This is a genomic window from Aneurinibacillus tyrosinisolvens (assembly GCF_001015055.1).
Classification (GTDB): Bacteria; Bacillota; Bacilli; order Aneurinibacillales; family Aneurinibacillaceae; genus Aneurinibacillus_A; species Aneurinibacillus_A tyrosinisolvens.
This window is the reverse complement of sequence record NZ_BBWZ01000047.1, coordinates 1-15059: the sequence shown is the minus strand read 5'-3', so window position 1 is coordinate 15059 and position 15059 is coordinate 1. Positions and strand designations below refer to the sequence as shown.

Annotated in this window: 16 protein-coding genes; 15 read left to right on the top strand and 1 reads right to left on the bottom strand. The window is 45.5% G+C overall.

Annotated features, from left to right (window positions below; genetic code table 11):
- Window positions 1-125 precede the first annotated feature (125 nt).
- Window positions 126-455, top strand: a complete 330-nt coding sequence (locus MBEAL2_RS24535; RefSeq protein WP_047154869.1) for an SCP2 sterol-binding domain-containing protein — start codon at window positions 126-128, stop codon at window positions 453-455.
- Window positions 456-509: 54 nt separating this feature from the next.
- On the opposite strand, the gene MBEAL2_RS24530 is transcribed toward MBEAL2_RS24535, so the two are convergent.
- Window positions 510-1328, bottom strand: a complete 819-nt coding sequence (locus tag MBEAL2_RS24530; RefSeq protein WP_047154868.1) for an STAS domain-containing protein — start codon at window positions 1326-1328, stop codon at window positions 510-512.
- A gap of 261 nt (window positions 1329-1589) precedes the next feature.
- On the opposite strand from MBEAL2_RS24530, the gene MBEAL2_RS24525 reads away from it, so the two are divergent.
- The 14 genes from MBEAL2_RS24525 to MBEAL2_RS24460 all read left to right on the top strand — a co-directional run bounded on the left by MBEAL2_RS24525 (window position 1590) and on the right by MBEAL2_RS24460 (window position 14733).
- Entirely contained in the window at window positions 1590-2204 is a 615-nt protein-coding gene (locus tag MBEAL2_RS24525; protein WP_047154882.1) for a cysteine hydrolase family protein, read from the top strand.
- 85 nt (window positions 2205-2289) lie between these two features.
- On the top strand, window positions 2290-3012 hold the full coding sequence (locus tag MBEAL2_RS24520) for a cytochrome c biogenesis CcdA family protein (RefSeq protein WP_047154867.1): 723 nt from the start codon (window positions 2290-2292) through the stop codon (window positions 3010-3012).
- Window positions 3013-3034: 22 nt separating this feature from the next.
- A complete protein-coding gene (locus tag MBEAL2_RS24515) occupies window positions 3035-3343 on the top strand; it encodes a rhodanese-like domain-containing protein (protein WP_047154866.1) in 309 nt (102 codons plus the stop codon).
- Window positions 3344-3480: 137 nt separating this feature from the next.
- Entirely contained in the window at window positions 3481-4416 is a 936-nt protein-coding gene (locus MBEAL2_RS24510; RefSeq protein ID WP_047154865.1) for an LCP family protein, read from the top strand.
- A 190-nt stretch (window positions 4417-4606) separates the two neighbouring features.
- The gene (locus tag MBEAL2_RS24505) at window positions 4607-5152 is read left to right on the top strand and encodes a DUF3993 domain-containing protein (protein WP_047154864.1); all 546 of its coding nucleotides are present in this window, start codon (window positions 4607-4609) and stop codon (window positions 5150-5152) included.
- Between the two features lie 63 nt (window positions 5153-5215).
- Window positions 5216-5902, top strand: a complete 687-nt coding sequence (gene tenA / locus MBEAL2_RS24500; RefSeq protein ID WP_047154863.1) for a thiaminase II — start codon at window positions 5216-5218, stop codon at window positions 5900-5902.
- A 139-nt stretch (window positions 5903-6041) separates the two neighbouring features.
- Complete coding sequence (locus MBEAL2_RS24495; RefSeq protein WP_052947987.1) at window positions 6042-6839, top strand: motility protein A; 798 nt, start codon at window positions 6042-6044, stop codon at window positions 6837-6839.
- Window positions 6820-7587: a flagellar motor protein MotB gene (locus MBEAL2_RS24490; protein ID WP_047154862.1), complete on the top strand. Its 768-nt coding sequence runs from the start codon at window positions 6820-6822 to the stop codon at window positions 7585-7587. Before MBEAL2_RS24495 ends, MBEAL2_RS24490 begins: the two co-directional genes overlap by 20 nt.
- A 161-nt stretch (window positions 7588-7748) precedes the next feature.
- Complete coding sequence (locus MBEAL2_RS24485; protein WP_047154861.1) at window positions 7749-8558, top strand: hypothetical protein; 810 nt, start codon at window positions 7749-7751, stop codon at window positions 8556-8558.
- 31 nt (window positions 8559-8589) lie between these two features.
- Window positions 8590-9636, top strand: coding sequence for an AI-2E family transporter (locus MBEAL2_RS24480; protein WP_161798287.1), 1047 nt, complete (start codon window positions 8590-8592; stop codon window positions 9634-9636).
- Window positions 9637-9812: 176 nt separating this feature from the next.
- Window positions 9813-11546 (top strand): N-acetylmuramoyl-L-alanine amidase, encoded by a 1734-nt coding sequence (locus MBEAL2_RS29725; RefSeq protein ID WP_052947986.1) that lies wholly within the window; start codon window positions 9813-9815, stop codon window positions 11544-11546.
- A 109-nt stretch (window positions 11547-11655) separates the two neighbouring features.
- A complete protein-coding gene (gene acpS, locus MBEAL2_RS24470; protein ID WP_047154859.1) occupies window positions 11656-12039 on the top strand; it encodes a holo-ACP synthase in 384 nt (127 codons plus the stop codon).
- Between the two features lie 64 nt (window positions 12040-12103).
- Entirely contained in the window at window positions 12104-13672 is a 1569-nt protein-coding gene (locus MBEAL2_RS24465; protein ID WP_047154858.1) for a bifunctional ADP-dependent NAD(P)H-hydrate dehydratase/NAD(P)H-hydrate epimerase, read from the top strand.
- Between the two features lie 47 nt (window positions 13673-13719).
- Window positions 13720-14733: a DUF4367 domain-containing protein gene (locus MBEAL2_RS24460; protein WP_047154857.1), complete on the top strand. Its 1014-nt coding sequence runs from the start codon at window positions 13720-13722 to the stop codon at window positions 14731-14733.
- Window positions 14734-15059: the final 326 nt, after the last annotated feature.

The window sequence follows — 15059 nt, the reverse complement described above, 5'->3', positions numbered from 1 at the left end:
AAAACCCGGGGGTTGGTCTGTTCTATGCGAGAGCAAACCGGCCCCCTCTTTTTTTCGTGTTCAGAAAAGTTTGTTAGTTATGCTAAACTAGTAATAAACCTACAGTGTATGAGGGGGAAGTACATATGAGTATCCAAGCTGAATTAGCTGCTCTCGTTGATAAGATGAACGCCAATCCGGAGTTGATAAAAGATGAGAAAGACAGAGCCTTTCAAGTAAATCTCGAAGAAAGCGGATCGTTCCAAATCATTCTCCAAGATGGAAAGGTACAGGTGGAAGAAGGAACCCCACACGAAGCGGAAGTTACCCTGTTTCTTTCAGACAAAAACTTCTTGAAGTTTTTGAGAGGTGATTTGAATACTGCGATGGCGTTTATGATGGGCAGTTTAAAAGTAGAAGGAAAGATGGGGCTGGCACTGAAGCTGCAGGAGATTGTGAAGCAGTATCAATCGTAAAACAAGTATAAGAAAAACATCGCAAGACCATAAACGCGATGTTTTTCTCGGTTTTTAGCGTCTGATGGATTCAAGTGCCTGCTGGACGGTGGCGTACGTCTTGATAGAGGAGAAATCGATCCCGATGCCAACCGCCGTCTGTGCGAGAGTAGGGCGAACGCCTGTAAGCATCGCCTGGATGCCGAGCAGCCGCAAAATACGGTGGATTTTAAAAATGTGATCAGTGACCATCGTATCGATTACATGTATGCCCGAGAAGTCGATAATCAGGCATTCGAACTTCAAATCAGCTACTTTCGGAATTACGTTGTTTAAAATATGGTTGGCCTTGTGGGAATCTATCGAACCGATAAGCGGAAGCACGGCTACTCCTTTCAGAATCGGAACGATCGGTGCAGAAAGCTCGCTGACTTCTTCATAGGCTGCACTAATAATCCGGTCTTTGAAATGATCGTGCACTTTAATCGTTTCGTTCATTGCGACATCGAGAATATAATTGATTCGTTCAGCAATAAAGACAAATTCCTCGGCCGAAGCTTTGTTTGTGATCGACAATTGTCCGATATACCGGATAAAAACTGTGCGGATGGCAGGGAAAAACTCGAGTGATTGGCTAATCCTTTTTCCTCTCCCTATATTTCGCTCCCCCGCCGCATGGCTCCACTTAATTAATTCACTATAGATTTCCTCATTAGAAGATACGAGGGATTTCCCCATCACTCCGACAAGAATGGGAAAATCGATCATACTTGCTTCGATTTCATCACCCTCGACCGAAATATCAAGCCTCTTTGTAATGTCGGCAATGATTTCACTGCCTACTTGTTCCTTTTTATGAATAAGATGCGCTGAGATCGCTTCAATTGGATTCAAACCATTTCCTCCTTTGTTACATAACTAGCTTGCCGCGGTCTATTGGCACTTCTTTCAGCCTATTACAGATAACTCTATTATTCCACCGTTTAAAATGCTTGAAGCGGCAAAGGTGCGAAATCAAAGCTTTTCTCTGAATCGTGTATGCCGCCTTTGCAGTTTGTGGAAACATAGGAACGAATGTTTTTCATTGGGAAACAAGAGGTAGATACTTACTATGTGCAAGACATATGGGATGAATCAGAAAGATGGAGGGACGGAATGCCGGCAAAAAATGAAGATTTGCATGGAAATGCTCCTGACAAGTCCAGTATCGCCCTTTTGTTAATTGATGTGATTAATGATTTTGAGTTCGAGGAAGGTGATCTTCTCCTGGACAATGCCCTGCCAGCAGCGGAAAATATTGCTTCTTTAAAGAAACGGGCAAAACAAGCGGGCATCCCTGTTATTTACGTAAACGATAACTACGGAAAATGGCAGTCTGATTTCCTCAAGCTTGTTACGCACGCAGTAAGTGAAGGCGTACGGGGCAAACCGTTCGTTGAGCAGCTGCTGCCCGAGGAGGATGACTACTTTGTTGTAAAACCAAAGCACTCAGGCTTCTATTCCACCGTTCTGGACACGCTGCTTGACTACTTTGGAGCAGAAACGCTCATTATTGCAGGGTTGGCGGGGAATAGCTGCGTGCTGTTTACATCAAATGACGCTTATATGCGTGATTTCTACCTTCATGTCCCTTCTGATTGTGTTGCTTCCAACCATACAGAAGATAATGAGACAGCTTTGCATATTATAAGAAATGTCCTAAAAGCGGATACGAGGCCGCAAAGTGCACTTCATTTTACTGTTAAGGACGGAAAAGTAACAATCGAGTGAAGAAACAGGAAATCGCACAAAACGTGCGGTTTTTTTGCTTGCATAGGAGTTTAGTAGTGTGCGAAAATGCTAAAGAGGTGGTTGTATGCAGCAGTCGGTATCCGTATCATTCGCCTGGATCGCAGGTTTGATTTCTTTTTTCTCTCCGTGTGTATTTCCGCTCATTCCGGCCTATATTACGCACTTAACAGGCGGCATGGTGCAGGATGACAAGCTTGTCATACGGCGCAGCACCCTCTTGCTCCGCTCGCTGGCTTTTATTGTTGGGTTCTCTGTGGTGTTCGTTTTGTTTGGAGCAACTGCCAGCTACCTGGGCCAGTTCCTCCGGTCGAATCGCCAGCTGTTTGAGCAGTTAAGCGGCATTCTGATTGTGGTGTTTGGTTTCCAGACGATCGGTTGGTTAAATCTGAATTTTCTGGCAAGTGAGAAACGGTTTGATATGTCACGTATCAAGACCGGAAAATGGTTCTCATCTATGCTGTTGGGAATGGCGTTCGCAGCCGGATGGACGCCCTGCGTCGGTCTGGCATTATCTTCAATTCTTTTGCTTGCGGGAAATGCAGCAACGGTGAATACAGGGATGTTTCTATTATCCGTTTATTCGCTCGGGCTGGGCCTTCCGTTTTTCGTTATTTCCATTATCATGCTATATTCTGTAAAATCCATTCGCAGGCTGAACCAGTGGATGCCGGTGATTAAGGTCATAAGCGGGTGGATTCTCATTGGAATGGGGATATTGATTTACACAGGACAAATGCAGCAAATTAGCGCCTGGTTGTCTTCCTTTACGTTTTTTGGGAATATTTAAAGAAGAAAAGGAGGAATAGGTGATGAAAATGTATGAAGAAATTTCAACACAGGAAGTAAATGAACGGCTGAAAAAAGGTGAGAAGCTGAACATTGTAGATGTGCGTGAGGATGAGGAGGTTGCGGCTGGCCGCATCCCGGGCGCCCAGCATTTGCCCCTTAGCCATCTTCCTAACCGTGTTGCCGAGCTGGATAAAGAGACAGACTATATTCTTGTTTGCCGCAGCGGCAACCGAAGCGGGAGGGCTTCCGAGTGGTTGGCCGAGAATGGATATAAGGTAAAAAGCATGGCGGGCGGCATGCTCGAATGGCCGGGTGAGGTAGAGAAATAAAAAGGGGTTGCGGCCTTCTTTTTTTTATTTCTCTTCTTTTTTGTTCCAAATAATTGTAGTGCTAAAAGAAGGAGATATGACTATAATAAATAATGGTGTTTTGCTCACTGTAAAGAAAGGATGTTCTGTTGATTTCTATGATAAAAAAAATATTTGTAACAGTACTGGTTCTCCTTCTTATATCTGCTGCGGCAGTTTTCGGCTATTTTGCCTATTCATTCTACTCTTTCAGTTCGAAAGTAAAACAACCCGCAAGTTCAACCTCCCTTCCCGAGTGGAAAGGAACGGAAAGAGTGAACGTACTTCTCCTCGGCGTAGATAAAAGGGATTATGAGCAATCGACTCGTTCGGATACGATCCTCCTTGCGAGCATTGATCCTGTAACGAAAAAAGCCCATCTCTTTTCTATTCTTCGCGATTCCTGGGTGGATATCCCGGGACACAAGAAAAATAGAATTAACAGTGCATACGAGCTTGGCGGGCCGGAGTTAATGGCACAGGCGGTGGAAGATTTGACCGGGCTGCCGATTCAATATTATGTTGTGACTGATTTTAAAGGATTTGAAAAAGTAGTAGATGCCGTTGGTGGTGTTGATATGTATGTAGAGAAGGATATGGACTATGTTCTTTACGACAACAACGGGCAGTTCGATATCCACCTGAAAAAGGGAATGCAGCACCTCGACGGCAGCAAAGCGCTTCAATACGCAAGGTTCCGCCATGACAAAATGGGTGATTTCACGAGGACAGAACGACAGCGCAAACTCATCAAAGCGCTCGGATCCAAGGTCATAAGCGGGACAAACATTCTAAGAATACCGAGCGTTCTGGAAGCAGTGACCCCCTATGTTACGACCAATATGGGCTCAAGCGATATGCTTCGTTTAGCCAATCTCGGATACAAAATTGATATGAATAACTTGCAAACCGAACAAATTCCGCCGGCAAATATTCTGCGTACGAAAAGAGTTCGCGGGGCGGATGTAATCGATCCAAGAAGGGATAGAACGAGGAAATATATTCAGGAGCTTCTTGGCCTGCCGCCTTCCGACGGGACTACAGGACAGCAATAGCAGAGAGAAGTAACAAATGAAATTGCGTTTTATCATAAAGCGGAGTGTAACAGTTACCTGTTGCGCTTCGCTTTTTTCTTTTTGTCCTTATTCGCTTTCAACCGGAATTTTTAGTGGTAAAGGACAGTAATGATTCCACAGGTTTCATCGTGTTATTGGTATGCTTTACATACAGACAGGAGGGTTCCGTATGAACAAAAGGCGGAAAAATATTGCAGCGTATCTGCTGGCAGTCATCATTCTCGTTATTCCTACGGCGGGTATTTCCCCGATTCCGGTGTCGAAAGTTCAGGCGAAGGAGAGTAAAACGGCAAGTCCTTCCAGGGAGACAGTCAAACAGTTGTTAGCCGGTGCGTACCAGATGCAAATAGATTTAAACAAACCGAAGCCTTTACGGGAAGTGAAAAGAGAAACAGGCAAATATATGGCCGCAGAATTTGAGAGGCGGTTTTTAAAAGAGCGGCTTGTAATCGAGATAACGGGACCTGATAAAGGGCGATGGTCCGTGCCAGGCTCGGACGATATGTATTTGTTTATCCCCGATTACTCCTGGGATAAGCGTACGGTTATACAGAAAGGCCCGGGCCAGACACTATACGTATCACAGTTCTATCCGTATGAGGAAGGGCCTTGGTCTATCGGGAATCATACAGAAACAGTCGTTTTAGTAAAAGAGGCGGGCAAATGGAAGGTAGGGAACATTCTTTATGAAGAAGGGAAAAAGTTATTTCATTGACAGCAGCACTGCACGCTTCCCATAATGAAGACAAAGAACAGCAAAGGGAGGCAAAGGATCTACATGGAACAATCGCAATCTAAAAAGTTTACCGATCGCTTGCTGCAAACAGGAGCAGAGTATTGGGAAAAGTATCTTTACCATCCGTTTGTTAAAGGAATTGGTGATGGCACGCTTGATACAGAGGCGTTTCGCTATTACATGTGCCAGGATTATGTATATCTTATCGACTATGCAAAGCTGTTTGCTTATGGGGTAATTAAGGCCGACAGCCTGGAGACGATGGAACTGTTCTCGCGTGTAACAGAAGGGCTCTTACATACGGAGATGGAACTACACAGGCAGTATGCCGCGAAATTCGGGATAAGTAAGGAAGAGTTAGAAGCAACTGTGCCCTCACCTATGAATCTCGCCTACACCAGGTATATGCTATCGGTGGCGCAGAGCGGTGCGCTGGCTGATCTGGTGGCCTGCTTGCTGCCCTGTATTTGGGGATATGCCCACCTTGGAAAACGCCTGTACGCAGCAGGCCTTCCGGAAGCGCAGCCGCTTTACCATGAATGGATTAAAATGTACGCTTCAGAAGAAATGGACGAAATGGCAGGGTGGATGGCCTCGTTACTGAACAGGCTGGCAGAAGGGCTTCCGGAACGGGAGTTAAACCGTCTTGAGGGGCATTTTGTTACAACGACGAAATTTGAGTATATGTTCTGGGAGATGGTTTACAAAAGAGAGAATTGGCCGATATAGGCGGGTAGAGCCAGCAGATAAATACTGCTGGCTTTTTTTATTTTTCACTGCTGCCTGCTAATTTATTTTAAATTGTTCTTAAAGTTGTCCGCTTTATGCCGATATATATAGGAGACAAAATTATAGAGAGAAACAGGGGATGTTGAATGGATTTAACCTCACTTATAGGAATCGTCGTATCCATAATAGCAGTTGTTGTTGGGTTCATGCTCGAGGGGGGCAGCTTGGTTTTCTTTTCAGTCCATCTTCCCTTATCCTTGTTTTGGGTGCGACTGCAGGGGCCACCGTTCTTTCGGTTACGGTCAAAGAAGTTAAAACAATCCCAAAGCTGGTTACGAAGATTTTTAATAATAAACCAATCGATTTTATCAAGCTGATAGATTTAATGGAAAATCTGGCAAGCAAAGCGCGCAGAGAGGGGCTGCTTTCCCTCGAACAGGAAATCGAACAAATCGATGACAAATTCATCGTCCGGGGGCTGCGCAGCGCGATTGATGGCGTGGACCAGTCCGTTATCGGTGAAATGCTTGAATATGATATCTCGGCAATGGAATCCCGCCATCAGCGGGGGGCTAAAGTTTTTGAAGCGGCAGGCGGATACTGTCCGACAATCGGGATTATGGGAACGGTAATGCACATGATTTTAATCATGAGAGAGCTGGATCACCCTGAGTCGCTTGGCCCTAAAATCAGCGCCGCCTTCTCTGCTACGCTCTACGGGGTAGCGTTTGCGAACCTTTTCTTTTTCCCGTTTGCTGAGAAGCTAAAAGGAAAGTCAAAGGAAGAAGTGTTATATCATACTATCGCGCTGGAAGGAATTGTCGGTGTCCAGCAGGGGATGAATCCTGTAGCTTTAAGAGAAAAATTGCTCGTCTTCCTTCCGGAAGGCGCGCGTAATGCAGGCGGTGAGAAAGAGGATGGCCAAAAAGAAGCATAAGCATGAAGAGCACGTAAATCTTGAACGGTGGCTTGTATCCTATGCCGACTTCATTACACTGCTATTTATCGTTTTTTTAATTTTATTTTCTATGAGTGCGGTAGACGCCGCGAAATTCCAGGCGCTGAAGGAATCATTTCAACAGGTAACAGGCTCGGGTTCTTCTCTCGTCATGCCGGCTCCGGGTTCTACTTCGACACCGTCAGCGAATATAAATACAGGGGCATCTAAGAAAAAAAATGATATTGCCGCGGAGAAGGAGAAGTTTGAACAGATAAAGAAAAAGCTTGAAGAATATGCGCAATCAAAAGGAATTGAAAAAAACGTTATTATTAATATCGACCAAAACGGAGTGAATGTGACGGTAACAGGAACGATTCTCTTCGCTAATGGGGATGCAACCCTTCAGCCGGCAGCGAAAGCCATCGTAAAAGATATGTTTAATATAATCAACACGATCGATAATCCTATCCGGATTGAGGGGCATACGGATAATATTCCGATTCGAACCGCACAGTTTCCTTCAAACTGGGAGCTTTCGACTGCGCGTTCAACCAATTTAATTCGTTATTTAATCGAGGAATATAACTTTAATCCAAAGCGCCTTTCTGTAGGTGCATACGGGGAATACCATCCGGTTGCGCCGAATGGTACACCTGCTGACCGGGCGAAAAACCGGCGTGTTGAGATTATGATTTTAAGTTCGCAATCGCCGATAGATAAAACACCGAAGAGCGGGGAACATTAATCGGGTTTTTCACAGGGAAACAAAGCTGTGCCTTTATGGTGCGGCTTTTTTTTTTTTTTTTTCTGTTTTTCAGCCGGGAAATGATGTAAATAGCGGGACGGACTGATAGCGAACGGGCAGTTGGAGGTATAGATAGTAAAAAGCACCGGGAGGAATTGTGAATGCCCCAGTATGTTATTGACGCGGAAAGCCGATCTGCTGCCCTCTGGTTTGATGCAATACGGGATCCGAATGCGGAGTATGAAGAGGGGAAAGTAACGTTACATCTTGGTACGTACAATGTGATTTGCAGAGGGCGTATAAAGAGAAAAAATCAACTCGTCCATTTTTCCGCTTCGGTAGAGGCGGAAAGTATGGATGATTGCCAGCGTATAGGAGAAGAGATTGAGGAATTGCTGCTTGACTATGTTAGTTTTAGCGCGGGTTATACGCCCAGAATAGATGTGGTGAAATATGCGTGCAGGGAGAGAAAGGAGAAAGAGATTAAAAAACGCCTTGAACACGAATTCATATGCTACAGTCCACACCAGGCGCAAGAAATAATAGGGTTTACAATTAATCGGCTGAAAACAGCCTTTGCCTCCCCGCAAATTCGAAATGCCCTGCATTATATGAGACTGGCCGAGGAAATGCAGCGGGATCCGAAGCTGCGCATGCTTCTCTTCACGAAAGTGGTCGAGGCGATTATTGGCCACGCAAGGAAAAAGCTGCCGTGGGTACTAAGTGAGCTTGGAATGGACGAGGCAAAAGATGATGTGCAGAGCCGGATTCTTAATTTGCGGAACGCTGCAGATATCGCCCACTCACCCAATGCTCCGGAGTTGCTTCATTCTGCCTTTGACGTTACACAAAATACACTCATTGAGGCTCATAAAATTGTATCGCTTATGATTATTAAGGCAATGAAATATATTGATGAGGGTAAAGATTTAACGAAGCTCAAAATCTCTTATTATGATAAAAACAAATAGATTTGCCAAGCTGCTGGAGAGGAAGAAGACGATGCTGACAAATAAATGGTTTGCAAGAGGGATTATTTTATTGTTAATACTTTTGATTATTTGGATGTTATACAAAACTAGTTTTGTCTTTGTTCCGATTGTCATTATTATTCGTGCCATCGCTCTTCCGTTTATTGTGGCAGGAGTCGGGTTTTATATTTTTCGGCCGGCGGTTCGCTGGGCCGAGAGAAAAAATATAAAAAGAATTTATTCTGTTTTGTTTGTGTACATTGTTGTTATCGGTATCCTGACGGCAGGCTTTTATTTCCTGCGGCCTTACCTCTTACAACAAGTAAATGATATGAAAGAGCAGGCGCCTAAGCAACTTGAGAGGCTGCAGCAAATGAAGCTCCATTTAGTCCCTTATTTAAGAGAGGCGATAGACGAAGGGCTGCAAATGGCATCACAGAAGGCAGATAAGCTTAAGAACCAGGCCGGGGTGTTTGTCCCGTGGCTGCTAAGCACCTTGTTTTCTTTAGCTACCGTCCCGTTTATTTTGTTTTACATGCTGCGCGATGAGAGGAACTTCTGGCAGTTTATTAAATACTTAATTCCGAGAGACAAGCGGGCGCAGGTGGATGATGTCCTGTCCGAAATCGATGAAACGATCGGGGATTATATCCGGGGCCAGATTACAGTAAGCTTCCTTGTGGGTGTCCTGCTCTTTATGGGCTATTCTATTATTGGCCTTGATTATGCCGTACTGCTGGCAATCGCAGCCATGCTCACGAATTTCATTCCATACCTGGGACCGTTTATTGCTGTTACTCCTGCCATCATCGTAGCTCTTACCATTTCTCCTTCTATGATCGTTAAGGTGATTGCCGTATCTCTTGTTGTTCAAATGATGGAAGGGAACCTGATTACCCCGCATATTATGGGGAAAAAACTGGAGATTCATCCGCTGACCATTATCGTCCTGCTGCTTTTTGCCGGAAGTTTGGCGGGCGTGGCCGGAGTTATCCTGGCGGTTCCTGTCTATGCGGTTAGTAAAGTCATATACAGTCGAATTTTTAATTACCTGCAGCCCAAACTAGAGCAAAAATAAACAGCACACGACAAAATGGGACTTATTAATTAGAAAAAAATGATTCATACCTTCCCGGATACATTGTACAATAGAAGAAAATATTTCCGATTATAAATGCATATGCGTACTTCATTGTCGAAATGTCTCTGAAATTGTACATGGGCCGTACTGATTCATCAAGGGAGAGGTATAAGATGAGAAAAATATTGTGTTACATGGGGATTTTCCTGTTTCTCTTAGCGGGAGTCTTTTCTGCCCCTGGTCAGGTGAACGCTGCTTCCACTGTTTATCTGTGGGTAAATGGAAAAGAAGTAAAGTCGGATGTTCCTCCGCAAGTTGTCAACGGCAGAACGCTTGTCCCTGTCTATGTTCTTAAGCAGGGAATGAACATGGATGTGAATTGGAATGCAAAAGAACAGCGGGTGACAATCAAAAGCGGCGGCAAGAATGTGGAACTCACGATTAACTCGCCGATAGCGAAAGTTAATGGTGTGAAGAAGAACCTTGGCGTTTCCCCCAGTGTGACGAAGGGGCGGACGTTCCTTCCATTTCGTGCGCTTGGCGAGCTTCTTGGCGCAGCGGTTGGGTGGGAAGGCGATACTCGAAGTGTGATTCTAAACCGCCCTGTAAATGTCAAGGTTGAGGGAAAGGCTACTTCTTCGGGTGTTTATCAGATATCAGGAGATTATTTTGTTGCGCTTAAAGAAATCGCCTCCGCGGCAGGATATCAGGTAAATCAGAAAAATGGTTCGATTAGCCTGCAGAAAGGCAGTGACGTTCGTCCGTTACAGAAGGGCTACCGGGTTATTAATGGTGAGGTTGCAGTTCCTCTTTCCTCCTTTCCTTCCCTTATCGGAGGAACAGGCAGCTGGAATTCGAATAAAACAGAATTTGCGATGGGAAAGGTGAGTCAGCCTCCGGTTGTTCCTCCTGCGAAACCGGCTGTTCCCCCTGTTAAAATTGTAGGCATTGAGAAAACAGAAACAGGATTGCAGGTTAAGTCGGATGGGAAGGTCAGCGTTAAGCATTTTACGCTGCCGAACCCAGACCGGGTCGTACTGGATTTTCAAAATGCGGAGCTCGCATCTAATAATCTTCCTATAACAAGTAGAGAAGCATCTACTTCTGTTATTAAAGCGATTCGATACAGCCAAACGCCTGAGACAGGTACAGTCCGCGTTGCTATTGAATTGACAGACAAACCTAAATACGACATTGTTTCCACGGAGTACGGTACGCAGGTGAAGCTTACGGCACCGAAGCCGGTGGAAACTCCCGCCCCCCAGCCGCCTGTTATAGAAAATCCTAGTCCTGAAGGTTCTTCTAATGGACAAGCTGGACCAGTACCTATTCCTCCTGTACAGCCTGCTGTGCCCTTATCCGGAAAAGAACAGGTCGTCATTGTGGTTGATGCAGGACATGGCGGAACAGATTCAGGTGCAGTTGGAAATGGTGCGAAGGAAAAGAACATCACGCTTGGGATTTCCCAAAAGCTTGCCGATGCCCTCAACGGTGATTCCAAGTTCAAAGTTATTATGACACGTGAAAGCGATACATATCCTACGCTGACGGATCGGGTGAATATCGCAAACAACAATAAAGCGGATTTATTTATTTCTGTCCATATTAATTCGGTGGATAACAACCCTAAGCCAGGTGGAACTGAAACGTATTACTATGCTGAACGAAGTAAAACATATGCGGCGACCGTGCACAGGCACCTTTCCCAGGCTACAGGATTTATGGACCGCAAAGTTAAAACTGCAGGCTTCCAGGTGATCAAATACACCAAAATGCCCGCCATTCTCGTTGAAATTGGGTTTATCAGCAATCCGGAGGAAACAGCAAAGATGACGGATGAGAGTTTTCAGCAAGGCGTAGCCGACAGCCTGTATGAAGGAATTAAAGAATATGTAAATAATAATTAATAAAAGAAAGCCGGCCCCTTTATGAGGCTGGCTTTTCCCGTGCAGGGTTTGTCTTGTTGCCATTTAAATGCTCTATAATGATAAGAAAAGAGAAGGAGGAGCAAAAACCTTGATTATGGGAATTGGGATTGACATCGTGGAAATCGAGCGTATCCATAAAATTGTGGGAAGGCAAGAAAACGCGTTCTTGAATAGAGTTTTCACGGAAAAAGAAAGGGAAGTGTTCCCGGAGCTTGAAGGAAGAAGAATGGAGTTCATCGCCGGACGTTTTGCGGCGAAGGAAGCGATCTCTAAAGCGCTCGGTACAGGGATTGGAAAAGAATTGTCTTTTCAGGAGATGGAGGTTATTGCTGACAAAACAGGAAAGCCCGGTGTGCTTGTCGACCCCTCCGTTATGTTGAGAGTTATAGGAACGGCCAACTGCAACTGGCATTTATCAATTTCTCACAGTAAACAATATGCGGTAGCGCAGGCAATAGTGGAAAAGCTTTGATACTTGTCTGCATATCGAAGAAGCTTTGGACATACATATATATCGCGGGTTAGGAGGGAGTTAGATGTACGTGGTGAGCGCGCAGCAAATGCGTGACATTGACCGATTCACCATTCAGCAAATTGGAATTCCCGGTTCTGTTCTCATGGAGAATGCAGGAGCTGCCGTTGTGAGAGAGTTGGAGAAGCGCTGGGCGGGTGAGCGGATTGTAGTGCTTGCCGGACCGGGAAATAACGGCGGAGACGGATTGGTAATTGTGCGGCATTTAAAGAATAGGGGAAGCGATGTAAGGGTTTGGCTCGTTGGCGATGAGAAAAAACAAAGTGAAGACTTTCGTACACAGCTCAAGATTTTGCAAATGAGCGGATATAATACGGCATACTGGGAGCACGGCCGGCAAGAGGACCTGCAGGAAGATCTCTCCGAGGCTGGAGTCGTGGTGGATGCGATGCTTGGTACGGGCTTTACGGGAAAATTGCGAGAGCCGTTTGCTTCCGTCGTTCAACAACTCCAGCACTATTCGGGAATCGTAACGGCCGTGGATATAGCGACGGGAGTTAATGGTGATACGGGGGAAGCGGAAGGGGCTGCGGTAAAAGCTCACCTTACTGTTACGTTTGCGTATCCGAAATGGGGGCACTTCCTTTACCCGGGTGCTCTTCATACCGGGGAGCTCATTGTTGCAGATATTTCAATTCCTCCAAAGGCGGAAGAGCACGTTCGCTTAGTTGATGCTGTTCTTACTGGAGAGGGACTAAAGGATAAACTTCCGGCACGTCCGCGTTTTTCCCATAAAGGAACCTACGGACACGCGCTTGTTATCGCAGGCTCGAAGGAAATGCCGGGGGCACCTGTGCTGGCTGCTTTAGCGGGGCTGCGCACGGGGTGCGGCTTGCTTACGCTGGCTGTCCCGGAACCGATTCTGCCCGTCGTAGGGAGCAAAGCGAATGAGCCTGTTTTTTGGGGATGGCCCTCTGAAGATGGACGATTTTCCGTAAAAAGTGCCGGGACGCTTAAAGAACGCGCTGCAGCATTTGATGTTGTAGCGATCGGACCGGGCATTACTGTATGGGATAACGGGGACGCGTGGCTCGCTGATATTATCCGGACAGTTGAAAGTCCGTTAATCATGGATGCGGATGCTCTCAATTTGCTGTCCGGTAATCTTTCCATATTGGGGTACAAAAGAAACGAAATCGTTTTAACGCCTCATCCGGGAGAGATGGCCCGCCTTTGTGGCTGCTCTGTAGCTGAGATAGAACAGAACCGGGTTAAGTATGCTCGTGAATTCGCTCAAACGCACGGTGTTTATTTGATTTTAAAAGGTGCTTATACTCTTATCGCCACCCCTGGCGGACATGTGGCCATTAATCCCCGAGGCAGTGCAGCATTGGCAAAAGGCGGAAGTGGAGATGTGCTGACCGGGATGCTTGCGGGGATGATTGCGCAAACAGGACATGTGAATAATGCCATACAATTAGCGGTTTACCTCCATGGAATGGCCGGAGAGATTTGCGGGAATGGATCGATGCATGCCACGCTTGCAGGTGATGTTATAGAAGCGATTGGGCCGGCGATCAAGCAATTGTCGTATACTGTCGCCTCACCTGGTACGAATTTCCCAGGAAATTGACATGGGAACCCCTCCTTTGTCGAAATTAAGACGAAGGGGTTGAAGAAATGAAACGAGTTCTCTCACTAACACTCATCATATTTCTGGGCGTCCTTATCCTGGCGGGGTGTGCACCTAAAGACGCTGCAGGTGTCGTTACCGACTTGTCTAAACATATAGACAAGATGTCAGGATACAAGTCCAAGGCTTCCCTGTCATTACAAACGGGAAAAACCCCTCAGGAATATGATGTAGAGGTATGGTTTAAAAAGCCTAACTTCTATCGGATTGCTTTAACGTCAAAACAAAGAGACATCACCCAAATTATTCTTCGCAACGAAGAAGGCGTATTTGTGCTTACCCCTCATTTAAACAAAAGCTTCCGGTTCCAAAGTGACTGGCCGGAGAAGCATGGACAGGTGTATTTATACGAGTCACTGGTCAAAAGCATTGTTAGTGACTCGGCCAGGAAGTTTCAGTTGGATGGCGATCAATATTCTTTCCAGGTAAAAGCAGATTATCAGAACCGCTCTTTAACGACCCAGAAAATCACGCTCAATAAGTCGCTCGATCCGCTGCGGGTAGATGTGATGGATAGCAATATGAATCCAATGGTAACGTTAAGTTATACTTCCTTTGAACCAAATCCTAAATTTGATAACGACGCCTTCAATAAAGAAAGAAACATGCAGGCGGCGATTCTTGATGCTGCGCCGGCTATGGCTGATACCGGGAAAAAAGAGCAGAGTACCGGTGTTATTGAACCGGATTATCTCCCTGAAGGAGTAACTTTGAAGGATGTCAGCAAAGTAAAGAAGGATGAGGAAAACAGCGAGATTGTTTTGAGGTACCGCGGAAATTATTCATTTACACTCCTTGAAACCAAATCCCAAGCGTCTACTGTAAGCCTTATGACGGGGGAGCCTGTTGACCTCGGGTACACGGTCGGAATTATGGCAGGAGGGGAAAAGAAAACGCTAAGGTGGGATTATGACGGGGTAGGATATACACTGTCGGGTGCAATGCCTGCCGAGGAAATGATTGAAGTTGCAAAATCGACGTTTAATCAGGTTGGGAAGTAAAAGTAAACGGAATGGCTGGGCAGTGGCAACTGCCCTTTTTGTTTTGGGTAAAAATCAAAATCCTAAATGATGTTGACATGGTGGTCTCATACATGATATATTATTTTTTGTCGCTGCGAAGGCGCCAACGAGAAAATTGAATCATCCATGTGAGTGATGAAGTTGGTTTTCCAAAAAAAACTTATTGCAAAATCCCTGGTGATTTGATAAGATAGTTAAGTCGCCGCTTGAACGAGCGGATGACAACGAAAGAACAGTTCCTTGAAAACTGAACAGTGAAACTTCGAATGTGTGCGAGTTAAATTTTTATCCGGCAACATTATTGT